We start from the raw sequence: 22,606 nt of genomic DNA, 5'->3' as shown, positions 1-22,606 counted from the left end.
CCATCGGCCCCGTCGCGATGGGCGGCCACCCGGACGAGGTGCGCGCGCCGGAAACATGGCTCACCGACGTGGAACGGGAGCGGGCGGACCAGTTCAGGTTCCCCCGGGACCGCGCCGGCTTCGTCGCCGCCCACCTCCTGGCCCGGATCTGCGCCGGCGCAGCGCTCGGCGCCGAACCCGCCGAGCTGACGCTGCTGCAGCACTGCGAGGTGCACGGCCCCGGGCACGGCAGGCCGTACCTCGAACAGGCCCCCGAGCTGGGTATCAGCTTGAGCCACACCCGCGGCTACGTGTGCGCCGCGGCCGGTCCCGGGAAGGTCGGCGTGGACGCCGAGCAGGTGCCCGCGGGCCGGCTGGACGAGATGCTGGCCGAGCGCGTGCTCACTGCCCGCGAACGCGCGCTGGTCATCGGGAACGACGACCTGATCAAGCACTGGACGCGCAAGGAGGCGCTGATCAAACGCGGCGAGTTGTCGCTCGACCGGCTGGCCTCGGGCGGCGACGACCTGAACGGCCGGCATCTGCTGGAATGGCGCGCCGAGCCGGACATCAGGGTGGCCGTCATCGCGGACGCCCCGGTCAGGAGGCTGCCCATCCCGCGGATAGGCTGACCGCATGTTCTACAAGAAATCGGTCGAGGAGCGGATCGCCGACCGCATGGCCAAGCGCCGGCCGCTCGAGGAGGGCAAGACCTTCGAGCACGGCCCGGCCAAGTTCATCTTCGTCTCCTTCATCGTGATCATCGTCGTCGTGCACTTCGTCGGGCTCGCGATCATCATGGAGTTCAGCTGAGCCCACGGCCAGGCCGGGGACGTGCGATAGATTGGAGATCATGAGCGCGCCTCGCTGGCTATCTCCCGCCGAACAGCGTGCCTGGCGTACGCATCTGGCCTTGCACAAGCTGCTCATGCACCGGCTCGACCGCGAGCTGCAGGAGCATTCCCTCTCGTTGAACGACTACGAGATCCTCGTCAACCTGTCCGAGAGCCAGGACCGGCGCATGCGCATGAGTGACCTGGCGGACGCGACCATCCAGTCACGCAGCCGCCTGTCGCACCAGATCTCCCGCATGGAGGCCAAGGGCCTGGTGACCAGGGAGGACTGCCGGGACGACCGGCGGGGCACCTTCGCGGTGCTGACCGACGAGGGCTGGGAGACGATCCAGCGGGTGGCGCCGGACCACGTGGCCGGCGTGCGCGAGCACTTCGTCGACCGGCTCACCGACGACCAGCTCAACGCGATCGAGGCGGCGTTCGCGCCGATCGTCGAGCATCTCAAGAAGCTGCGCTGACACCCAACCGATATCCGCGACCCCGCACGACGTTCCCAAGCGCTCGCTACGATCCGGGCATGCTCAGAAAGCTACTGATCGTGGCCGTTCTCGCGCTGGCGGCGGCGTGCTCGTCGGGCGGCGGCGGGGCCGAGCTGCCCACCGGTCCCGACCTGATGAAGAAGGCCGCGGAGGCCATGAAGACGGTCAAGTCGGCCACCTTCTCGATCTCCACTGAGGGCAAGCCGAAGGTGCCGGTCAAGAAGGCCGACGGCAGGCTCACCGCCGCCGGTGACGCCGATGGCACGATCACGATCGACATTCTGGGCAACCTGCAGGAGGTCACCTTCGCCCTGGTCGGGGAGACCGTGCACTTCAAGGGCCCGACTGGCGGCTTCCAGAAGATGACCAGGCAGCAGCTGGCGCAGTTCTACGACCCGTCGGTCATCCTCGAGCCGACCAAGGGCATCGCGCAGCTGCTGTCCGCGGCCACGGACCCGAAGGTCGAGGCGGTGGAGGACGGCTCCTACCGCGTCGCCACGACGTTCCCCGGCCAGGTGGTCGGGCAGATCGTCCCGGGCGTCACGCAGGGCGTCAACGGCAAGGTCTGGGTCGACCAGGCCACCAGCAGGCTCACCAAGGCCAGCCTGCCGTTGCAGGACGGCACGGTGACGGTGTCGTTCAGCGACTACGACGCACCGGTCACGATCACGCCGCCCGCCGCGGGATGAGGGCCGCCCGCCGGGTCGCGCTCGGCGCCGGGGGCGCGGTGGTGCTGCTGGCCGCGCTCGACGCGTACGTGGTGGTGACCGTTCTCATCGACATCGCCAGGGATGTGGGTGTTCCGCTGAACCACCTGGAGCGGGCCACGCCGATCGTCACCGGGTTCCTGCTCGGGTACGTGGCGGCGATGCCGCTGCTCGGCCGGCTCTCCGACCGGTACGGGCGGCGGCCGCTCATCCACGCCTGCCTGGCGGCGTTCGCGGTCGGGTCGGTGCTGACGGCGCTGGCGGCGGGTGAGGTGATGGTGGTCGCGGGGCGTACCGTGCAGGGCGTGGCCGGCGGGGCGCTGCTGCCGATCACCATGGCGCTCATCGGCGACCTGTGGGACGAGCACGAGCGGCCCCTGGCGTTGGGGGCGGTGGGGGCGGCCCAGGAGCTGGGGAGCGCGCTGGGGCCGCTGTACGGCGGGTTGGTGGCGCAGATTTCCAGCGTCATGCTTGTGGGAGTGGAGCTGGGTGGCTGGCACGCCATCTTCTGGATCAACGTGCCGCTGGCGGCGCTGGCGGCGGTGGCGGTCCAGCTCACGGTGCCAGGCCGCCCGGCAGCGCCGGCCGCCCCCGGCGCGGCAGGCGCGCCGCTCGACCCGACCGGCGCGGCGCAACCGTCGGCCGGGCGGGTCGATGTCGTGGGCGGGGCGCTGCTGGCGGTGGCGCTCGCGCTCCTGGTCATCGGGCTCTACAACCCCGATCCGGCCACGGCCGTCCTGCCGCCGTGGGGTCTGCCGATGATCGCGGCGGGGGCGGCGGCGGCCGGGGTGTTCGTCTGGTGGGAGATCCGCTCCCCCGTACGCCTCCTCGACCTGTCCGGCACGCGCAAGGGACCGCTGCTGGCCACTCTCGGCGTGAGCTTCCTGGCGGGCGCGGCGCTCCTGGTCACCATGGTGTTCGTCCAGTTCACCGCCCAGACGCTGCTGGGCAAGGACGAGCTGGGCGCGGCGCTCGTGCTGGCCAGGTTCCTGGCCGCGCTGACCGTCGGCGCCCTGCTCGGCGGGCTCCTGGCCAGGAGGCTCGGCGAGCGGGCCGTGGCGGTGGCGGGCATGGTGGTGGCGGCGGCCGGCTACTGGCTGATGAGCCGCTGGCCGCTCGACCTGGCCGGCGCGGGGCTCGTCATGGACATCGACCTGGTGGTGGCCGGGCTGGGCCTCGGCGTGGTCATCGCGCCGGTGTCCTCCGCGGTGCTTCGGGTGAGCCCGGCGGCCCAGCACGGCGTGGCGTCGGCGGCGATCGTGGTGGCCAGGATGATGGGCATGCTGATCGGCATCGCGGCCGTGTCCGCGTGGGGGTTTTACCGGTTCCAGTCGCTGACCGCCCAGCTGGATACGCCGCTCCCGTTCGGCGTGGAGGCGGCCACGTACCAGCGGCAACTGGCCGAGTACACCGCGAAGGTGCAGGCGGCGCTGCACACCGAGTACACGGAGATGTTCCTGGTCACGGCGTTCATCTGCCTGCTGGGTGCGGCCGTCGCGCTGCTGATGCCCCGCTCCGGGTGATCGCCAGAATCGCCATGTCGTCGTCGCGCGGACCGCCGGTCCAGCGCTCGACATCACGGACCAGGACCTGGATCACCTCGTCCGGGTTCCGGAACGGGCCCCGCCCGGCGAGCCGGCTCGCCGGCTCGTAGAAAGTGCCTGAACGGTCTCGGGCCTCCGTCACTCCATCGGTGACCAGCAGGAGCGTGGCCCCGGCCGGGAACGGCCATTCCCCGGGCTCTGCCCGCGGCGCACCCAGGCCGCTCATGCCCAGGGGAAGACTCGGCTCGTCCGGATCCAGCGAGGACACCGTGTCGCCCTGGAGGAGATACGGCGAGGGGTGGCCGCAGTTCAGCAGCCGCACGCGGTCCGCGCCCGCGGTGATCTCGCCGAGCACCGCCGTGACGAACCCTTCCATCCGCAGGCTCTCCTCGCGCGACGAGGCCTCTCTGACCAGGGCGCGCTCCATACGCTCGGCCAGCACCACAAGGTCGGGTGCCCGCTCTGCCGCCTCCCGGAACGCGCCCAGCAGGACGGACACGGTGCCGACCGCGCCCAGGCCTTTGCCCCGCACATCCGCGATCAGCAGCCTGGTGCCGTACGGCGTGTCCTGCACGGCGTACGCGTCTCCGCCGATCAAGGCCTCGATCTGCGCGGTCTTGTAGACGGCGGCGATCGCCAGCGGGCCGATGCCTGCCGGCGGAGCGGGCAGCACGGCACGCTGGGCGGCCTCGGCGACGGAACGCACCGCTTCCAGCCGGCGCCCATGGCGAGCGACCACGCGGTTCACCCCGAGGCCGACGAGCGCGGTGAACACCGCGTTGATCAGTGAGAGTGTGCCGGCGGTATGACCGAAGTAGCCGTCCTTGATCAACAGTGCCAGCTCGACCAGGACAAGAGCCGCTCCGGCCGCGATCGTGTGCCGGAGCGAGAGCAGCGCTCCGGCCAGCACGACCGCGGCGCCCAGCTGGTAGTCGCCCCAGTAGTCGCGCGGAGACAGAATATTCAGGACGGTGCCGATGACGATCAGGGCAGCCGGTATGAACCAGACGTACCGGGGCCACCTGAAGGAGGGTGGGTCCATCCGCGCCCCGATCCCACATCCGAGGTGGAACACCACGTGAATTCCTCTGGGGTTCGCCGCACGCATTTCCCCAGATCCTGGCTTTGATCCTTTCTAGTGGATGTCGAATTCCGTGTCGAGGCGACACTCGGGCAAGGCTAGGGCGAGAGCCGGTGCAGGTCGCGGGGGAAGGCGGTGGTCTGGCGGATGTTGGTCGCGCCCGTCAGCCGCGCCGTCCACCGCTCCAGCCCCAGCGCGAACCCGCCGTGCGGCGGCATCCCGTACCGGAACGCCTGCAAATAGCCTTCATACGGCTCCACCGGCTCCCCGCGCTCGCCCAGCGCCGTCAGGTAGTCCTCGTACCGGTGCAGCCGCTGGCCACCCGTCACCAGCTCCAGCCCGCGGAACAGCAGGTCGAAGCCGTTGGAGTAGCCGGGCCGCGCCGGGTCGGGATGGGTGTAGAAGGGCCGCTTGGCCATCGGATAGCCGGTCACGAAGAGGAAGTCCGACCCGTGCTCCCGCAGCGCCCACTCCGACAACCATCGTTCCTGCGCCGGCGCCAGGTCGGGCTCGTCCGACGAGGTCAGCCGCTGGGCCTCGGTGAAGTGGATGGCCGGGATCTCGGCGGACACGGCAGGCAACGCGATCGCGAGCGACGCGACGGCGGAGGCGGCACGGCGGCGTACCGACTCCAGCATGCCCGCCACCGTCTCCCGCAGCACCGCCATGACGTCCCGATGGTCGGCGACGAAGCCCAGCTCGGCATCCAGACTCGTGTACTGGGCCAGGTGGCGTACGGTGTCGTGCGGCTCGGCCCGGAAGACCGGCCCGACCTCGTACACCCGCTCGAACACCCCCACCATCGCCTGCTTGTAGAACTGCGGCGACTGCGCGAGGTAGGCGGGCCGCCCGAAGTAGTCGATGCCGAAGACGTTCGCGCCCGACTCGGTGGCCGAGGCCACGATCTTCGGGGTGTGGATCTCGGTGAAGCCGAGCCGATCGAGCGCCTCCCGGAACCCGGCCACGCTCGCGGCCGAGATCTCCAGCGGCGCCCGCAGCAGCGGGTGCCGCAGCGCGACCGGCGCGTGGTCAAGGATGGTCGGCAGCGCCGCGGGCACCACCGGCCGGTAGAGGTCGAACGGCGGCGGCGCGCCGGGCTCGGCCAGCACCTCGAGGTCCGGCTTGACCAGCTCGACGCCTCCCGGCGCCTGCGAACTCGCGGTCACGGTGCCGGTGATCTGGACGACGCTCTCCTCGCCCGGCAGGTCGCCTCCGGCGACCACCTGCGCCAGGCCGGTACGGTCCCTGATGACGAGGAAGGACACGGATTTCAGCTGCCGGCGGCGATGGACCCAGCCGGCGATCGTCACTCGTTGACCCACGTGCTCGGCGAGCTCCGCGGTCATGACACGAGAGATCATTACAACTCCTTGGAGAAGGATGTGCATGATCCCTTGGAAGTGCGGGGGAGAAGGGTTGCTCCCGGTGCCACTGCACTTTCACCGCCCCGCGGCGAGCGGGGCGGCCTCGACGACCCGATGACGGGGGTCAGACCGGCGGGGCATTTCCTCCCCGCACTCAGGAGTGTCTTCGCCCGCGGGACGCGGGGCCGCCTTCGCAGCTGCCGGCGGCTCTCTGGACCCGCGAAGGCCCGCGGCTACTCGTCTCCCTCGACGTTTGCCGTCGATCTTACGGCCGCGCCGGAGCCACCGGCAAAGCGATTACTTCTCCTTCTTGGCCCGCTTCTCGCGGATCTTCATCGTGACCTCGATCGGCGAGCCGGCGAAGCCGAACTCCTCCCGGATGCGCCGCTCGACGAAGCGCCGGTAGGTGTCCTCCAGCCAGCCGGAGGTGAACAACACGAACTTGGGCGGCTCGACCGATGCCTGCGTGGCGAAGAGGATCTTCGGCTGCTTGCCGCCCCGGACCGGCGGCGGCGTCTGCTGCACGAGCTCGGTCAGGAACGCGTTGAGCCGGGCCGTCGGCACCCGCGTGGACCACGAGTCGAGCGCCTTCTCCAGCGCCGGGACCAGCCGGTCCACGTGCCGCCCGGTCAGGGCGGAGATGTTGACCCGCAGCGCCCACGGCGTGCGGACGAGCTGCCGGTCGATCTCCTTCTCCAGGTAGTAGCGGCGGTCCTCGTCGACCAGGTCCCACTTGTTGAACGCGACCACCATGGCTCGCCCGGAATCGATGACCAGGCCGATGATGCGCAGGTCCTGCTCGGTGAGCGGCTCGCTGGCGTCGATGAGCACGATCGCCACCTCCGAGCGCTCCAGCGCGGCGCGGGTCCGCATGGCGGCGTAGAAGTCGGCGCCCTGCAGCTCGCGGTCGCGCCGCCGGATGCCGGCCGTGTCGACGAAGCGCCAGGTGCGCCCGCCCAGCTCGATCAGCTCGTCCACGGGGTCGCGGGTGGTGCCGGCCATGGGGTCGACCAGCACGCGCTCCTCCCCCGCCAGCTTGTTGAGCAGGGAGGACTTGCCCACGTTGGGCTTGCCGAGCAGCGCCACCCTGGCGGGGCCGCGCTGGGCCTCGAAGGTGACCTGCGGCGTCTCAGGCAGCGCGTCGAGCATCACGTCGAGCAGGTCGCCGCTGGAGCGCCCGTGCAGGGCCGAGACGGGGTACGGCTCGCCGAGTCCGAGCGACCACAGCCCCGCGGCCTCGAGCTCCATCTGCTGGTTGTCGACCTTGTTGGCGGCCAGGATGACCGGCTTGCCCGACTGGCGCAGGATCGAGCCCACGATCTCGTCGGCGTCGGTCGCGCCGACGGTGGCGTCGACCACGAACACGATCACGTCGGCCAGCTCGACCGCGACCTGGGCCTGCTCGGCGATGCGCAGGCTCATGCCCGTGGCGTCGGGGTCCCAGCCGCCGGTGTCGACCACGGTGAAGCGGCGACCGCGCCAGTTGGCGTCGTAGGTGACGCGGTCGCGGGTGACGCCCGGCACGTCTTCGACGACCGCTTCGCGGCGGCCGATAATGCGGTTGACCAGCGTGGACTTGCCGACGTTCGGCCGTCCTACGATGGCGACGACCGGCAGCGGCGTCGCATCGCCGTGCTCGGTGATCTCAAGGTCGTCGAGGTCGGCCTCGACCCAGTCCCCCGTTGTCACGAATGTTCATCCTTAATGTGAGTCCCGCACCTGACGTCCGGTCAGGTGCGCTCTTTGACCAGCCTCAACACCTCCGCGATGACTTCTTCCAAGGTCAGCGCGGTGGTGTCGACCTCGACGGCGCCAGCCGCCATCGAGAGTGGGTCCGTCTTACGTGTCGAGTCCAGGGTGTCACGCCTGGCCATGGCCTCCTGCTGTGCCTCCGCCGTGGTGCCGGCCAGCTCGGCGCTGCGCCGCTGGGCGCGCGCCTCCGGGCTGGCCGTCAGGTAGACCTTGACGGGGGCGTCGGGGTAGACGACGCTGCCGATGTCGCGGCCCTCGACCACGATGTCACCGGCGCCGATGATCTCCCGCTGCAGCGCGACCAGGCGCACCCGCACCTCGGGGACGGCGGCGACGGCGGAGACCGCGCCGGTCACCTCGGCCTCCCTGATCGGCCCGGCCACGTCGACGTCGTCGACGTGGATCGCAGGACCGTCGGGGTCGGTGCCGGAGACGATCCGCGGCTCGCCGCAGCGGGCCGCGATCGCGGCGTGGTCGGCCAGGTCGACGCCCTGCTGGAGCATCCACCAGGTCATCGCGCGATACATGGCCCCGGTGTCGAGGTAGCGCAGTCCCAGCGCACGGGCGACCCCGCGCGAGACGCTCGACTTGCCCGACCCCGAAGGGCCGTCCATGGCGATGACCAGACCGGCCACGGTCTCTCCCTCTTCACGTTTTCCGTCCAACTTGACGAGGGTACCGTCTCCAGCTCAGTCAGCGATCCAGCTCCCGTGGAAGCCGAGCGGCACCCGGGCCGGCAGGTGCACGGTGGCGACCGGCTCGCCGGTGAAGTCCTGCGCGGAAAGGATCACCAGGTCGGCCGCTCCCCTGGCCGGGTTGTTGACGTAGGAGAGCACGTAGCCGTCGTCCTCGGCCTGGCCGGAGGCGACGAAGACCGGCTCCCCCACGTACGCGCCGCGCCCGAACTGCCGCTTTTCCTGCGTGCCGTCCTCCAGGTCGTGCTTGATGAGCGTGTTGTCGAAGGCCTCGTCGGGCAGGTCTTCCAGCTCGGTGTCCGCCGGGTAGATCACGTCGGTCAGGTCGCGGGTGGCCGCGGTGTAGCCGTAGCGGTAGGCGCGGCCGGTGAGCCGCTCGTCCATACGCGGGAACTCCTGCGCCCGGTCGTCCAGCCGCGTCTGGTCGACCTTGCCCGTGCGCGGGTCGATCCGCCACCGGTCCAGCGTGGGCGTGCCGCCCAGGTCGAGCCGCGCGTCCACGAACCGCTGGGGGTAGCGCACCAGGTCCACGACCACCTCCTCGCCGTCGTCGTAGGCGTTGAGCGTGTGGAACACCCAGCATGGCTCCACCTCGACCCAGCGCACCTCGCCAGTGGTACGGGACATCAGGCCGACCCTGGCGCCGTGTGCGTCGTTCCACGCGTACGGCAGCGGGACGCCCTTCTCGGCGTGGGCCATGCTGAACGTGACCGGCAGGTCGTAGATCACGACGTATCGCTCGGTGAGGGCGAAGTCGTGCAGCATCGGCGCGTCCGCGATCGGGATGTCCCTGACCTGCGTCACGGCGCCCTTGGCGTCGATCACGATGTGCTGGTGGTGGTCCCAGCCGAAGAAGTAGGCCATGGCGTGCAACTCGCCGGTGGCCGGGTCGGCGTGGGTGTGGGCGGCGTACCCGCCGGGCAGGCCGCCGTCGAAGTCGCACGCGCCGATGGTGTCGAGCTCATAGCTCAGCTCGTACGGCAGCGCCCCCGCCTCGACGGTCGCGAACGTGCGCCCGGCCAGCCCGATGACGTGCGTGTTGGCCGCGAAGTCCATGCCTTCGTGCGTGGGACCCGGCCGGGGCTCCTCGCCGAGGCGCCGGGCGACGGCGGCGTTGCGGACCCAGCGGTTGCGGTACCACTCGGCACGGCCGTCGCGCAGCCGCACCCCGTGCACCATGCCCTCGCCGATGAACAGATGGCTCGCGCTCGGGTCGTCGAGGCTGAGCGGGTTGGGGCCGTTACGCAGGTAACGGCCGTTGAGCTCGTCCGGGATGCGCCCGGTGACCGCCAGGTCGAAGGCCGTGATCTCCTCGGTCACGGGCGTGAAGCCGCCCCTGAACGGTGTGGTGGTCATGGTGTGGTCCTCTCATCGGGAGGAAGGTCGGAAGGAAGCAGGTAGGGCGAGAGCACCGAGGAGCACAGCGCCCGGTAGCGCCGCGTCGCCTCAGGCTCGTGGAAGAAGCCGGAGATCTCCAGGCTCACCGCGCCGTGGACCGCCATCCACAGCAGGTCGGCGATCTCCTCGGCGGTGCCACCGCGCAGCAGTCCCGGCTCCAGGCAGTCCTGGACGCGGCGGACGAGCAGCTCGAACGTGCGCTTGGCCGTCGCCACGGCCTCGGGCCCCGGCTGCAGCCCGGGAAGAGCGCCCTGGAACATGACCCGGTAGTAGTCGGGCTCGGCCAGCGCGTAGTCCCGGTAGGCCTCCAGTCCGGCATGCAGGCAGGCCAGCGGGTCGCTCAGGGCGGACACGGCGAGCAGCCGCCGCTCGAACCTGGCGAACCCCTCCAGCCACAACGCCTCGCCGAGGCCGTCTTTACCGCCGAACAGCGTGTAGATCACCTTCGTGGAGCAGCCGACCTCGCCGGCGATGCGCCGCACGGTCAGCGCCGCCGGGCCCTCGGTGACGAGCAGTCGCGTGGCGGCGTCGAGGATGGCTGCCCGGACGACGTCCTGCCCTTCCTGCTGCGCCTGCTGGTATGCGGTGCTCGTCATAGTGGGTAACACCGTTTCTCTTGGGTAACGCTGTTACCGATCTTTATATGCCTGCTCCGCCCACGTGTCAACCGACCCGCCGAGGAGTAAGCGCGTTCTTCCCGGTAAGTGACCTCGTGTGGCAGATGGAGCGCGGGTCACGGTCGTGGTGGCCAGCAAGGACAGGTTGCGGTCGCTGGCCCGCTCGCTCCCCTTGCACCCGCGCCCCGTGATCCTCATCGACAACGGCTCGACCGACGGGACGGCGGCGTTCGTTCGCAAGCACTTCCCCGACGTCCACCTCGTCGAGGCGGGCACGAACCTGGGGGCGCCCGCGCGCAACGTCGGCGTGCGGCTGGCCGAGACCCCGTACGTGGCCTTCGCCGACGACGACTCCTGGTGGGCGCCCGGCGCGCTGGAGCGGGCCGCCGACGTGCTGGACGCTCATCCGCGGCTGGCCATGCTGGGGGCGCGTGTGCTGGTGGGGCCGCAGGAGCGGCTGGATCCTGTGTCGGAGCTGATGGCACGCTCGCCGCTCGGCATGGAGCCCGACCTGCCGGGGCCGAGCGTGCTGGGGTTCCTGGCGTGCGGGGCGGTGGTGCGCAGGGAGGCGTTCCTCGACGCGGGTGGGTTCGATGACGTGATCTTCTTCTTCGGCGAGGAGGAGCGGCTGGCCGTGGACCTGGCGGCGCGCGGGTGGGGGCTGGCGTACGTGGACGACGTCGTGGCGCACCATCACCCGTCGCCCGCTCGGGATCGGCGCGGGAGGCAGGCGCTGGCCGCGCGCAACGCCGTGCTGACCGCCGTCCTGCGGCGGCCGTGGCGCGTGGTGGCCCGGCGTTCGTTCGACGCGCTGCGCGCCGGCCCCGCCGGCTGGGAGGGGCTGCGTACGGCGGTGCGGCGCTTCCCCCGCGCGCTGGCCGCGCGACGCGAACTCCCCGTCGCGGTGGAACGAGCCCGCCGCAGGCTGGAACGGGATGACGGGTGATCAGCGGGCCCGTCGTTACGTCACATGAATGACGGGCAGCAGGCATCGGCCCGAACGCCGTCAGTCAGGCGGTGACCAAGAAGTGACGTGGGGGCGCGGCGGGCGAGATCACCGGCTCGTCCGCCGCGCTGTGTCCGATCATGCGAGCCCGGCCGTCAGCGCGAACATCCAGACGGGCACCAGACCACGCTTGAGCAGCTTGAACGTCGGGATCGGGCTGCTGGACACCGTTTCCTTGTAGACGACCGCCGCCCGCCCGGTCAGGAACCACCGGCGCGGGCTGTCGTCCGGCCGGGTGAACTGGATGACTCCGTCCTTACGCCCGAGGCTGACGGGCTGATGAATGTACCCGAACCTGAACGGTCTGGGCGTCTTGCCGCGCAGCGTGGCGGCCAGGGAGTCGGCCGCGTGCAGCCCGGTCGGGATGCCGCCCTGGCAGGTGCCGTGCATCACCCCGAACGGCTGGGTGATGGCGGCGGCGTCGCCGACGGCGTAGACGTCCGGATGGGACACCGAGCGGAGCGCGGAGTCCACGACGATCCTGCCGCGCTTGTCGACGGTGAGCTCGGACTCCGCGGCCACCGGCAGCCCGCTGGTCCCGGTGGTCCAGAGCGTGGCGTCGGAGTGGATCAACTCGCCGCCGGCCAGCTCGACCGCGTCGGGCAGGACCTTGGCGACGTCGACGCCGGCGCGTACCTCGACGCCGAGCCGTTCCAGCGCCGCGTCCAGGTAGGCGCGGGCCTTCTCGCCCATCATGGCGCCCGGCCGGCCCCGCGTGACCAGGACGACGTGCAGATCCGGATGCGCCTCGGCCAGCTCGGTGGCCGACTCGACGCCGGTGAGCCCGCCGCCGGCCACGACCGCCGTTCCGCCCTCGAGTGCCGCGAGGCGCTCGGCGAACCGCTTGGTGCCCGCGTAGTCGTCGTAGACGTGGGCGTGCTCGGCCACGCCGGGCACCGAGGCATCGGTGACGGTGCCGAGCGCGTAGATCAGCTTGTCGTAGCCGAGCACGCGCCCGTCGTCGAGCCGCGCCTCGCGCCGTCCGGCGTCGAGCCCCGCCACCCGGCCCTGGACAAACCGGATGCCGGTGCCCGCGAGCAGGTCTTTCAGTGAATGGTCCGCCAGCTTCTCACCGGCCGCCGTCTGATGCAGCCGGAGCCGTTCGGTGAACCGCGCCGAGGCGTTCACCAGCGTGACCTTGCCGCCGATGCGGCGGGTCCTGACGGCGACCCGGATGGCCGCCGCGATGCCGGTGTAACCGCCGCCCAGAACAAGAATGTCAGTCATCTTCCTTACCTCCTCGATTCAAACCAGGGACGTATCGAGGAGACTCGGATGTGACATCGCGGCTCGCCTTGCGGGACCTGCCTAGGGGACGACCTGCCTAGGGGACGTGCCAGCCTAGGGGACGTGCCAGCCGCGTTCGCGCAGGGCGTCGGTGAGCGGGATGGCGGCGCCGGGCTGCACGGACAGCTCAGCGATGCCCAGGGGCAGCCCGGGCGCGTGCTCCAGGCGCACGTCCTCGACGTTGACCCCCACCTCGTCGCACACCTGGAACAGCCGGGCGAGCTGGCCGGGCCGGTCGCCGATGACGACCTGGACGACGGCGTACGCGGAGGCCGGACCGCCGTGCTTGCCCGGAATGCGGTCGTGCCCGGCGACGCCGCGCTTGAGCAGCTGGGTCAGCTCGCCGGTGGCGGTGCCGTCACCCTCGGCCAGGGCACGCAGCGCACTCGCGGCCTCGGCCAGGTCGTGCGCGACGGCCTCGAGCACCTCGGCGACGGGAGTGGCGTTGCCGGACAGAATGCCGATCCAGAGCCCTGGGTCGCTGCCGGCGATCCTGGTGACGTCGCGTACGCCCTGCCCGGCCAGGCCGAGCGCGACATCCGTGGCGTCGGCCAGCCGCGCGGCCACGGCGGAGGAGGCCACGTGCGGCGCATGGGAGACGACGGCCACCGCGCGGTCGTGGTCGTCGGCGTTGACCTCGACCGGGTTGGCCCCGCACAGCTCGATCAGCCGCAGCACGGCCGCCTTCGCGTCGGGACCGGCCTTCTCCGTGGGGCACAGCGCCCACGGACGGCCCAGGAACAGATCGTCCCGCGCGGCGCCGGGACCGGACTTCTCGCGGCCGGCCAGTGGGTGGGAGGCGACGTAGGTCGCCAGGTCGCAGCCCAGCTGCGTGGCCCGGTCGATGGGCTCGACCTTCACACTGGCGACGTCGGTGTAGAACCTGGCCACGCCGTGCCGCTGCAGCTCCAGCAACTCGCTCGCCACGTGCGCCGGGGGCACCGCGATGACCGCCAGATCCACCGTCTCGTGGCCGTCCCATTCCTCACCCGCGCCGAGCTCCCGTGCCAGCCGTACGACTCCCTGGTCGCGGTCCGCGAGCAGGACGCGTACGCCGCGCTTGCGCAGCGCCAGCGCCGCGGAGGTGCCGATCAGACCGGTGCCCACGACGAGCACGGTACGAAGTTCCATCTCGGTGTCCTGATATGTCGGGCCGTTGGGGGGAGGTGAGTGTCTCTGGTGGTGCTTGCCTGCGGCTTACTGTGCGATGTCCTGCCGGAGCGCCACGGCGCCGCGCAGGTAGACATGCTGGATCTCGGCCCGGGGGCGATCGGTCTCGACGTGCGCCATCAGGCGGACCACGCGAGGCAGCGCGCCCGGCACGTCGATCTCGGTGCAGCAGATCAGCGGCACGTCGTGGAAGCCCAGCTTCCGCGCCGCCAGTGCGGGGAACTCGGCCGTCAGGTCGGGCGTCGCCGTGAACAGCACGCTGATCACATCGTCCGTGGTCAGCTCATTGCGCTCCATGATCGCGCTGACCAGCTCGGTCGTGCCCTCGACAATCGAGTCACGATCGTTGGCGTCCACCTGAATCGCCCCGCGGATCGCCCGCACCATCTGGTTTGTCCCCTTCTCTGAGCGAGAGAGCCCGTGCGGAGGTTCGCACGGGCTCCTGCGTTCCGGTCAGATTACAGCTTCACGGCCGCGTACAGTTCGCCGACCTCTTTCAAGCTCAGCGCGCGTACGGTCCCGGGCTTGGTACGGCCCAGCTTCACCGGCCCGAACTCGATCCTGGCCAGGTCGATCACCCGGTGCCCGGCCTCTTCCAGCATGCGCCTGACGACGTGATTGCGCCCTTCGTGCAGCACGATCTCGACCAGCGCCTGCTGGCCGTGCTCCTGCACGATGCTGAAGCCGTCGGCCTTCGCGATGCCGTCCTCCAGCTCGATGCCCTGCTTGAGCCGGCGCCCCAGGTCCCTGGGGATCGGCCCGGGCACCTTGGCCCAGTATTTCTTCTGCACGCCGTAGCTGGGGTGCGTCAACCGGTTGGCCAGCTCGCCGTCGTTGGTGAGCAGCAGCAGGCCCTCGGTCTCGGTGTCCAGCCTGCCCACGTGGAACAACCGCGGGGCCAGCTCCTGCACGAAGTCCGCCAGGCACGGGCGGCCCTGCGGGTCGTCCATGGTGGACACGACGCCGATGGGCTTGTTTATGGCGTAGTAGACCAGGTCGGGGGCGGTGGGGATGCGCTTGCCGTCCACGTGGATGACCTGGGTCGCGGGGTCGACCTTGGCACCGAAGCGCCGTACGACCTGGCCGTTCACGGTGACGCGGCCCTCGCCGATCATCTCCTCGCAGGCCCTGCGGCTGGCCACGCCGGCCTGCGCGAGCACCTTCTGCAGCCGTACGCCGTCCGGCACCTCGGTGGTGTCGCGCTCGTCGGTGTAGCCCTCGGGGTAGAAGTCGCGGTCGCGGAGGGGCTGGCGGGCCGCCTTGATCCGGTCCCGCTGCGGGCTGCCGTAGCTCTTGCCGACGGTCTGCACGTCGTCGCGCCTGGGGGCGCGGCCGGTACGGGCATCGCGGGGGGCGTCGCCGTCCCGCCTGCCGTAACGGGCGCGGCTCGAGGACGTGCCCCGGGGGGCGAGATCCTCTCGTCCGCCGCGCGACGGACGCTCGCTCTCCCTGCGCCCGCTGCGGTCGGCCCGGAACGCGCCCCTGTCGGCGCCACGCTCGTCACGCCGACCGGCACCGTAGCCGCCGCGGTCATCACGACGGCCGGCACCGTAGCCACCACGCTCGTCACGACGCTCGGCACCATGGCCGCCCCGGTCGTCACGGTGCTCGGCGCCATAGCCGCCACGGTCATCCCGACGGCCGGCACCGTAGCCACCACGGTCATCACGGCGCTGGGCACCGGCGCCATAGCCACCCCGCTCGTCACGGCGCTGGGCGCCATAGCCACCACGCTCGTCACGGCGCTGGGCGCCGTAGCCGCCACGGTCATCACGACGGCCGGCACCATAGCCGCCACGCTCGTCACGACGCTGGGCACCGGTGCCATAGCCACCACCCCGCTCGTCGCGACGCTGGGCGCCATAGCCACCACGCTCGTCACGACGCTGGGCACCGGCGCCATAGCCGCCGCGCTCGTCACGGCGATCGGAACGGCTACCATCCCGGTCGCCGCGGGAACGCTCGTCGCGGTCTCCGCGCGCAGGCCGGCCGTCTCGATCTCCGCGGGACCACGAGTCGCGGTCACCACGCGTGCCGTAACGATCCTCGCGAGCGTCACGTCCGTTTCGGTCGTCACGTGGGGATCGGTCCTCACGCTCGCCGGAGGTGCCGTACCGGGCGCGGGTCCCGGAGCGGTCGGCACGGAGGGAGTCACGGGAACCGCTCTGGACGTCATCACGGTCGGAGCGGAAGGCGGGACGTCCGCCGCGGCCGGCACTACGGCCCGAGCCGCCGGTACGTCCACGACCGCGTCCATCACCGGACGGGGTGCTTCGCCTGTTGATCACTTTGTTGTCTCCTCGAGATTTTCCACGTCGTCGGGGAGGAGAGGGGCGAGCTCGGGGAGCTCGCTGAGATCCCGCAGTCCCAGACGTTCAAGGAAGTATGAGCTTGTCCGGTAGAGCACTGCCTGGCTCTCCGGGTCGGTGCCGGCCTCTTCGACCAGCCCCCTGGCGACGAGCGTCCGCATGACGCCGTCGCTGTTGACGCCGCGCACGGCGGCGACGCGGGCACGGCTCACCGGTTGCCGGTAGGCCACGACCGCGAGAGTTTCGAGCGCGGCCTGGGTCAGCCGCGTCTGCTGGCCGTCGCGTACGAACCGCTCGACCAGCGGCGCGCAGTCGGCCCGCGTGTAGAACCGCCAGCCGCCCGCCACTTCTCTCAGATCAAAACCCCGTCCGGCAGCGGTATATTCCGCCGCCAACCCCCGCAAGGCCGCGGCCACCTCATGGGTGGGCCGCTCCAGCACCTGCGCCAGGGTCACCTCAGCGACAGGCTCGTCAACGACAACCAGGATAGCCTCCAACGCCGCCTGCAGCGTCGGGCCCCCAGCGCTACCGTCCTCCGCCTCGGTTACGTCATCCTCCGGCGCTCCGGTTACGTCGTCCTCTGGCGTCCCGGCCACATCGAAGCCGGCGTCCTCCACGTCCCCCGCCGCACGCGTCGCGCCGAACTCCACCGCACCACGCCCCGCCGACCCGGCGCCGGAGAACCCGGGCCCGGCGGCCACAGCCGATAGGCCGGTCTCCGCCTCAGCGGCCGAAGAGCCGTCCGCCAGCTCGGCGATCTTGTCGGCATCCACGTCCTGCGCCGCACGCGTCGCGCCGAACTCCACCGCACCACGCCCCGCCGACCCGGCGCCGCCAGACGCCGCCTCCGGGGCCGTAAGCGCAGGGCCGGCAGCCGATTCGGGGGCCGGAGCGTCTGACGTCTCCACCACCGGCGGCGGATCGGCCGGCGCACCAGCGTCCGGCACCACGCCTGAACCCGGCACCGCCTCCGACGCCGCGGCCATGTCCGCCGACGCCACATCGGGCTCCGCAACCGGTTTGTCGGCCAGCGCCGCATCGGCCTCCGCAATCGGCACGTCCGCCGGCGCCGCAGCGGGCGTGTCCTCGGACGTGGTGTCCTCCGCCGCCGGCGGCGGCGACTGGGCGAGGGAGCCGGGCAAGCTCATCCAGGCGGGGAGCGGGGGTCCGGAGTCCGGGGACCGGCGGGGGGTGGGCAGCGGGTTGGGGTTGTCAGTCATTGCGTTGGCTTCTCCGCGGATTCCTCGTAGTCGTCCCCCACCGCGACGTCCCCGTCGTCGGAGCCCGTCCAGGTCACGTGCAGGTCCCCGAGCGGCTCGACCTGCTCGAACGTGACCGCCGACTCCCGGAACAGCTCCAGCACCGCCAGGAACCGCGCGATGACCTCGTAGGTGCCCTCGCAGTCGGACACCAGCGCGCGGAAGGTGGCCCGCCGCAGCCGGCGCAGGTGCATGACCAGGAGCGCGGCCTGCTCCTTGACGCTCGCCAGGGGCTGGTAAATGTGCCCGACACTCACGGTGGGCGGCAGCTTGGGGGTGAAGGCGCGGGCGGCGATCTTGGCGAGCTGCTCGGGCCCGATGCCCAGCACCAGCTCGGGCAGCAGGTTGGCGAACTGCGGCTCCATCGGCACGGTGCGTGGGAAACGCAGCGCCTCCTCCGCCATCCGCCCCGCGAAGATCTTCGCCACCTCTTTGTACGCCTTGTACTGCAGCAACCGGGCGAACAGCAGGTCCCTGGCCTCCAGCAGCGCCAGGTCCTCCTCGTCCTCCACCTCGCCGGAGGGCAGCAGCCGGGCCGCCTTCAGATCCAGCAGCGTGGCCGCCACCAGCAGGAAGTGGCTGGTCTGGTCGAGGTCCCACTCGGGCCCGCGCGAACGGATGTACGCGATGAACTCGTCGGTGACCTTGGAGAGCGAGACCTCGGTGATGTCCAGCTTATGCTTGGCGATGAGGCCAAGGAGCAGATCGAAGGGCCCCTCGAAGACGTCCAGGTGGACCTGGAAACCCCGAGGTTCGCTCTGCTCAGCGGTGGTCACCTGGACATTGTCGCAGGCTCCGGCCAGCGTGACAGCACCTCACGGGCCAGCTCACGGTAAGCGTTGGCGCCGAGGGACGACGGGTCGAACGTGGTGATCGGCTCGCCGGCCACGGTCGCGTCAGGGAACCGCACCGTACGGTTGATCACGGTGTGGAACACCTTGTCGCCGAACGCCTCCACCGTGCGGGCGAGCACCTCGCGCCCGTGCAGGGTGCGGGCGTCGTACATGGTGGCGAGCAGGCCCTCGATCTCGAGGTCCTCGTTGAGGCGCTCCTGGACCTTGGAAATGGTGTCCATGAGCAGCGCCACGCCGCGCAGCGCGAAGAACTCGCATTCCAGCGGCACCATGACGCCGTGGGCGCAGGTCAGCGCGTTGATCGTGAGCAGGCCCAGGGACGGCTGACAGTCGATGAGGCACACGTCGTAGTGCGGCAGCAGCGGCTTGATCACGCGGCCGAGCACCTGCTCGCGGGCCACCTCGGTGACGAGCTGCACTTCGGCGGCGGACAGGTCGATGTTGCTCGGCAGCAGGTCGAGTCCCTCGACACCGGTCCCGAGCAGCACGTCCTCAGCGGTGACGTTGCGCTCCATGAGCAGGTTGTAGACGGTCAGGTCGAGCTGGAGCGGGTTGATGCCCAGCCCGACAGAGAGCGCGCCTTGCGGGTCGAAGTCGACCAGCAGCACCTTGAGGCCGTATTCGACCAGCGCGGCGCCCAGGTTGATGGTGGTCGTGGTCTTGCCGACCCCGCCCTTTTGATTGACCATCGCGACCACGCGCGCGGGGCCGTGCACGGCAGGGGGCACCGGTTCTGGGAACACCGGTCTGGGCCGCTGTGTGGGCCCGAGGTTGACGCCATTGGAAGGCGCGTTGCTTTTCGTGCCGCCCCAGGGGTTGTCGGGGGTCCCCGGGGTTGAACCCTTGGTCGTCACAGTCACCAGCTCGAACCTCCCTGACGATCCCGAACCGGACCGTCCGGACGGACACTATGGCGTCACCACTTAACGCGGCAAGGCGGCACGCCGAGGGCGCCGCACGTCGCAAAAGACTATAGATCACTGACGGGCGCGAGGATGCGCGGCGGCATAGACCTCGCGGAGCCTGTCGACCGTGACCAGGGTGTAGACCTGTGTGGTCGTCACCGAGGCGTGGCCGAGCAACTCCTGCACCACCCTAACGTCAGCCCCGCCGTCCAACAGATGAGTTGCGAAGGAATGCCGGAGAACGTGGGGACTTATCCCGTCGAGTCCGGCGCGTTCGGCGGCTGTCTGGAGCACCTCCCAGGCTCCCTGCCTGGTCAGACGCCCGCCCCGGGCGTTCAGGAAGACGGCGGGGGTGCCCCGTCCGTGGGCGAGGAGTCCGGGCCGGGCACGCACCACGTACGCGTCCAGGGCGGAGCGGGCATAACGCCCCAAAGGCACGACGCGCGTACGGCCGCCCTTGCCGCGCAGGCGTACCTGCTCGTCTTCGAGGTCGTCCACGGCCAGCCCGACGGCTTCGGAGATGCGGGCGCCGGTGCCGTACAGGACTTCGAGCAGGGCGCGGTTGCGCAGCGTCAGGGGCGCGCCGTCGGGGCCGGAGGCGGCGATGAGCCGTTCGACCTCGTCCACGGCGATGGCCTTGGGGAGCCTGCGGAGCTGGCGCGGCGGGCGCACCTGGTGGGCGGGGTCGTGGGCGGTGACGCCCTCACGGAGGGCGAAACGGTGCAGCCCGCGCACGGCGGACACGGCGCGGGCGGCCGAGCTGGCGACCAGCGCCGGGTGCTCGCCGTCGCCCTCGCGCAACGCGGCGAGGAAGGCCTGGACGTCGGCCTCCCCCACCTCGTCGAGCTCGGCGCGGCCGCGCGCCTGCAGGTGCTCGAAGTAGCGGCGCAGGTCACGACGGTAGGACGCGAGCGTGTTGGCGGCCAGGCCCCGCTCCACCGCCAGATGGGCGAGGTAGCTGGAGAGCACTGCCTCCACGAACCGGTCCTTCCGTCACGCCTCCGGGGCGTCGGCGGGACGCAAGCAATCGAATCCCTCAACCGAAGCCGCATATGCGGCGAGGATACCGGCCACGGCCGGGGAATTGTGGATCATTCCCATGAGCGCCTTCTCCACCGCGTCGGCCAGGGGGATCCATTCGACCGGCATGTCGATTTCCTCGTGCCGGTGGACGAAGCCGTTCTCCTCGTCGGGGATCTTGGACAGGTCGCGGGCAAGGAAGACCCGGATGCGCTCGTCGCTCATGCCGGGCGAGGTGCGCAGGTCGATGAGCGTCTGCCAGGTCCCGGCCCGGTATCCGGCCTCCTCGGCGAGCTCCCGAGCCGCCCCTTCGACCAGCGCTTCCCCTTCCACGTCCCGGATCCCGGCCGGCAGCTCCCACATCAGCTGCCGGGTGGGATGCCGATACTGCCTGATCATGAGCACGCGGTCGCGGTCGTCGAGGGCCAGCACGGCGACCGCGCCGGGATGCACGACGTAGTCGCGGTCGGCGACCTCGTCGCGGGGCATCTTGACGGTGTCGGTGACCACGCGGATGACGCGGCCCTCGAACCGTTCCTTCGTCTCGACGACCTCCCACGCTTCGGGCATGTCTGCGCTCATGGTCGCGCTCCCTCGGGGGCTCCGCTGGTCACGCAAGCTACCGCCCTCCGCCCCCGGCTCGCCGCTCTGGTGATTTTCACTGGCCGACCCTAGCGCCGACGCGGCCGTCGGCGTAGATCAGGGCGGCGCCGATGAGGCCCTTGAACATCGGGTTGGCGCGGGTGGGGCGGGAGCGGAACTCGGGGTGCGCCTGGGTGCCGATGAAGAACGGGTGGATGTCGACGGGTAGCTCGGTGTACTCGACCAGGCGGCCGTCGGGCGACACGCCGGAGAACACCAGGCCGACCTTCTCCAGCTGCTCCCGGTAGGTGTTGTTGACCTCGTAGCGGTGACGGTGCCGCTCGTCGGCCTTGGCCTTGCCGCCGTAGAGCTGCCGGGCGAGCGTGCCCTCGCCGAGCTTGGCGGTGTAGATGCCCAGGCGCATGGTGCCGCCCATGTCGCGCTCGCCCGCGACGACGTCCTCCTGGTCGGCCATGGTGGAGATGACCGCGTGCTTGGTGTCGGGGTCGAACTCGGCGGAGTTGGCGTCCTCGATGCCGGCCATGTTGCGGGCGGCCTCGATGACCATGCCCTGCATGCCCAGGCAGATGCCGAGCAGCGGGATCTTGTTCTCGCGGGCGTGGCGGATGGCGCCGATCTTGCCCTCGATGCCGCGCACGCCGAACCCGCCGGGGACGAGCACGCCGTCCACGCCGTCGAGTTCGCGCTCGGCGCCGTCGGGAGTCTCGCAGTCATCGCTCTTGACCCAGCGGATGTTGATCCGCGCGTCGTTGGCGAACCCGCCGGCCCGCAGCGCCTCGGTCACGGACAGGTAGGCGTCGGGCAGGTCGATGTATTTCCCGACCAGCGCGATCGTGACCTCCTTGGCAGGGCGGTGGACGCGGCGCAGGAGCTCCTCCCACTCCTTCCAGTCGACGTCACGGAACGGCAGGCCGAGCCGCCGCACCACGTACGCGTCGAGCCCTTCGGAGTGGAGCACCTTCGGGATGTCATAGATGGAGGCGGCGTCCACGGCGGAGACCACGGCGTCCTCGTCCACGTCGCACATGAGGCTGATCTTGCGCTTGATCGCCGTCTGCACGGGCCGGTCGGACCGCAGCACGATCGCGTCCGGCTGGATGCCGATGCTGCGCAGCGCCGCCACGCTGTGCTGCGTCGGCTTGGTCTTGAGCTCCCCGGACGGCCCGATGTACGGCAGCAGCGACACGTGCAGGAAGAACACGTTGTCGCGCCCCACCTCGTGCCTGATCTGCCGGACGGCCTCCAGGAACGGCAGCGACTCGATGTCGCCGACCGTGCCACCGACCTCGGTGATGACCACGTCCACCTCAGGACCGGCCATGCCCCTGATGCGGTCCTTGATCTCGTTGGTGATGTGCGGGATGACCTGGACGGTGTCGCCCAGGTATTCGCCCCGGCGCTCCTTGGCGATGACGTTGGAGTAGATCTGGCCGGTGGTGACGTTGGCCGACCCGTGCAGGTCGGTGTCGAGGAACCGCTCGTAGTGGCCGACGTCGAGGTCGGTCTCGGCGCCGTCGTCGGTGACGAACACCTCGCCGTGCTGGAACGGGTTCATGGTCCCGGGGTCGACGTTGAGGTACGGGTCGAGCTTTTGCATGGTGACCCGGAGACCGCGTGCCTTGAGGAGGCGACCGAGGCTGGATGCCGTGAGCCCCTTGCCGAGACTGGAGGCGACACCGCCGGTGACGAACAGATGCTTGGTTTGCGATGCGCTGCGCAAAGG

The 22,606-nt window shown here is 70.7% G+C and carries 23 protein-coding genes; 7 read left to right on the top strand and 16 right to left on the bottom strand.

From position 1 onward, the window contains the following. Nucleotides 1-17 precede the first annotated feature (17 nt). The 5 genes from ACTWQA_RS26985 to ACTWQA_RS26965 are packed head-to-tail and all read left to right on the top strand — an operon-like array spanning nucleotide 18 to nucleotide 3,542. Nucleotides 18-611 carry a 4'-phosphopantetheinyl transferase family protein gene (locus tag ACTWQA_RS26985; protein WP_443161861.1) on the top strand — a complete coding sequence of 198 codons (594 nt, stop codon included), beginning with the start codon at nucleotides 18-20 and terminating at the stop codon, nucleotides 609-611. A gap of 4 nt (nucleotides 612-615) precedes the next feature. Next, entirely contained in the window at nucleotides 616-792 is a 177-nt protein-coding gene (locus tag ACTWQA_RS26980) for a hypothetical protein (RefSeq protein WP_443161860.1), read from the top strand. Between the two features lie 40 nt (nucleotides 793-832). Further along, nucleotides 833-1,291: a MarR family winged helix-turn-helix transcriptional regulator gene (locus tag ACTWQA_RS26975; RefSeq protein WP_327583042.1), complete on the top strand. Its 459-nt coding sequence runs from the start codon at nucleotides 833-835 to the stop codon at nucleotides 1,289-1,291. A 59-nt stretch (nucleotides 1,292-1,350) separates the two neighbouring features. After that, nucleotides 1,351-2,001: an LppX_LprAFG lipoprotein gene (locus ACTWQA_RS26970; protein ID WP_443161859.1), complete on the top strand. Its 651-nt coding sequence runs from the start codon at nucleotides 1,351-1,353 to the stop codon at nucleotides 1,999-2,001. Then, a complete protein-coding gene (locus ACTWQA_RS26965; RefSeq protein ID WP_443161858.1) occupies nucleotides 1,998-3,542 on the top strand; it encodes an MFS transporter in 1,545 nt (514 codons plus the stop codon). The genes ACTWQA_RS26970 and ACTWQA_RS26965 overlap by 4 nt, the downstream gene beginning before the upstream one ends. Here the strand turns inward: ACTWQA_RS26965 and ACTWQA_RS26960 are convergent. The 6 genes from ACTWQA_RS26960 to ACTWQA_RS26935 form a co-directional block, all read right to left on the bottom strand. Further along, nucleotides 3,490-4,605 (bottom strand): PP2C family protein-serine/threonine phosphatase, encoded by a 1,116-nt coding sequence (locus tag ACTWQA_RS26960; RefSeq protein ID WP_443161857.1) that lies wholly within the window; start codon nucleotides 4,603-4,605, stop codon nucleotides 3,490-3,492. The two genes, ACTWQA_RS26965 and ACTWQA_RS26960, sit on opposite strands and share 53 nt — an antisense overlap. Before the next feature lie 137 nt (nucleotides 4,606-4,742). Next, complete coding sequence (aspS, locus tag ACTWQA_RS26955) at nucleotides 4,743-6,005, bottom strand: aspartate--tRNA(Asn) ligase (protein ID WP_443161856.1); 1,263 nt, start codon at nucleotides 6,003-6,005, stop codon at nucleotides 4,743-4,745. A gap of 300 nt (nucleotides 6,006-6,305) precedes the next feature. Next, the gene (gene der, locus ACTWQA_RS26950; protein WP_443161855.1) at nucleotides 6,306-7,697 is read right to left on the bottom strand and encodes a ribosome biogenesis GTPase Der; all 1,392 of its coding nucleotides are present in this window, start codon (nucleotides 7,695-7,697) and stop codon (nucleotides 6,306-6,308) included. A 41-nt stretch (nucleotides 7,698-7,738) separates the two neighbouring features. After that, a complete protein-coding gene (gene cmk / locus ACTWQA_RS26945; RefSeq protein ID WP_305922236.1) occupies nucleotides 7,739-8,374 on the bottom strand; it encodes a (d)CMP kinase in 636 nt (211 codons plus the stop codon). 75 nt (nucleotides 8,375-8,449) lie between these two features. Then, nucleotides 8,450-9,811 carry a carotenoid oxygenase family protein gene (locus ACTWQA_RS26940; protein ID WP_443161854.1) on the bottom strand — a complete coding sequence of 454 codons (1,362 nt, stop codon included), beginning with the start codon at nucleotides 9,809-9,811 and terminating at the stop codon, nucleotides 8,450-8,452. Next, entirely contained in the window at nucleotides 9,808-10,449 is a 642-nt protein-coding gene (locus ACTWQA_RS26935) for a TetR/AcrR family transcriptional regulator (RefSeq protein WP_443161853.1), read from the bottom strand. The genes ACTWQA_RS26940 and ACTWQA_RS26935 overlap by 4 nt, the downstream gene beginning before the upstream one ends. Before the next feature lie 118 nt (nucleotides 10,450-10,567). On the opposite strand from ACTWQA_RS26935, the gene ACTWQA_RS26930 reads away from it, so the two are divergent. Further along, nucleotides 10,568-11,416, top strand: a complete 849-nt coding sequence (locus ACTWQA_RS26930; protein ID WP_443161852.1) for a glycosyltransferase family 2 protein — start codon at nucleotides 10,568-10,570, stop codon at nucleotides 11,414-11,416. A gap of 138 nt (nucleotides 11,417-11,554) precedes the next feature. Here ACTWQA_RS26930 and ACTWQA_RS26925 read toward each other — a convergent pair whose 3' ends face one another. From ACTWQA_RS26925 to ACTWQA_RS26910, 4 genes are all read right to left on the bottom strand, one after another. Beyond that, a complete protein-coding gene (locus ACTWQA_RS26925; protein WP_443161851.1) occupies nucleotides 11,555-12,703 on the bottom strand; it encodes an NAD(P)/FAD-dependent oxidoreductase in 1,149 nt (382 codons plus the stop codon). A 114-nt stretch (nucleotides 12,704-12,817) separates the two neighbouring features. Further along, entirely contained in the window at nucleotides 12,818-13,894 is a 1,077-nt protein-coding gene (locus ACTWQA_RS26920; RefSeq protein WP_443161850.1) for a prephenate dehydrogenase, read from the bottom strand. Nucleotides 13,895-13,960: 66 nt separating this feature from the next. Then, nucleotides 13,961-14,320, bottom strand: a complete 360-nt coding sequence (aroH, locus tag ACTWQA_RS26915; protein WP_305922105.1) for a chorismate mutase — start codon at nucleotides 14,318-14,320, stop codon at nucleotides 13,961-13,963. Between the two features lie 71 nt (nucleotides 14,321-14,391). After that, on the bottom strand, nucleotides 14,392-15,243 hold the full coding sequence (locus tag ACTWQA_RS26910; RefSeq protein WP_443161849.1) for a pseudouridine synthase: 852 nt from the start codon (nucleotides 15,241-15,243) through the stop codon (nucleotides 14,392-14,394). 273 nt (nucleotides 15,244-15,516) lie between these two features. On the opposite strand from ACTWQA_RS26910, the gene ACTWQA_RS26905 reads away from it, so the two are divergent. After that, nucleotides 15,517-16,335 carry a hypothetical protein gene (locus ACTWQA_RS26905; RefSeq protein WP_443161848.1) on the top strand — a complete coding sequence of 273 codons (819 nt, stop codon included), beginning with the start codon at nucleotides 15,517-15,519 and terminating at the stop codon, nucleotides 16,333-16,335. Here the strand turns inward: ACTWQA_RS26905 and scpB are convergent. The 6 genes from scpB to ACTWQA_RS26875 form a co-directional block, all read right to left on the bottom strand. Next, a complete protein-coding gene (gene scpB / locus ACTWQA_RS26900) occupies nucleotides 16,218-16,751 on the bottom strand; it encodes an SMC-Scp complex subunit ScpB (RefSeq protein WP_327591137.1) in 534 nt (177 codons plus the stop codon). The genes ACTWQA_RS26905 and scpB overlap by 118 nt on opposite strands. 707 nt (nucleotides 16,752-17,458) lie before the next feature. Beyond that, complete coding sequence (locus ACTWQA_RS26895) at nucleotides 17,459-18,277, bottom strand: segregation and condensation protein A (protein ID WP_443161847.1); 819 nt, start codon at nucleotides 18,275-18,277, stop codon at nucleotides 17,459-17,461. Further along, complete coding sequence (locus tag ACTWQA_RS26890) at nucleotides 18,274-19,209, bottom strand: ParA family protein (protein WP_371825908.1); 936 nt, start codon at nucleotides 19,207-19,209, stop codon at nucleotides 18,274-18,276. The genes ACTWQA_RS26895 and ACTWQA_RS26890 overlap by 4 nt, the downstream gene beginning before the upstream one ends. Before the next feature lie 123 nt (nucleotides 19,210-19,332). After that, nucleotides 19,333-20,238 carry a site-specific tyrosine recombinase XerD gene (locus tag ACTWQA_RS26885; protein ID WP_443161846.1) on the bottom strand — a complete coding sequence of 302 codons (906 nt, stop codon included), beginning with the start codon at nucleotides 20,236-20,238 and terminating at the stop codon, nucleotides 19,333-19,335. Nucleotides 20,239-20,253: 15 nt separating this feature from the next. Next, on the bottom strand, nucleotides 20,254-20,862 hold the full coding sequence (locus ACTWQA_RS26880; RefSeq protein WP_443161845.1) for an NUDIX domain-containing protein: 609 nt from the start codon (nucleotides 20,860-20,862) through the stop codon (nucleotides 20,254-20,256). Nucleotides 20,863-20,938: 76 nt separating this feature from the next. After that, entirely contained in the window at nucleotides 20,939-22,603 is a 1,665-nt protein-coding gene (locus ACTWQA_RS26875; protein WP_443161844.1) for a CTP synthase, read from the bottom strand. Between the last annotated feature and the right edge of the window lie 3 nt (nucleotides 22,604-22,606).

The organism is Nonomuraea sp. 10N515B (assembly GCF_052245915.1).
In the GTDB taxonomy this organism is placed as follows: Bacteria; Actinomycetota; Actinomycetes; order Streptosporangiales; family Streptosporangiaceae; genus Nonomuraea.
The sequence above is the reverse complement of the archived record's forward strand: the minus strand, read 5'-3'. Positions and strand labels throughout refer to the sequence as shown.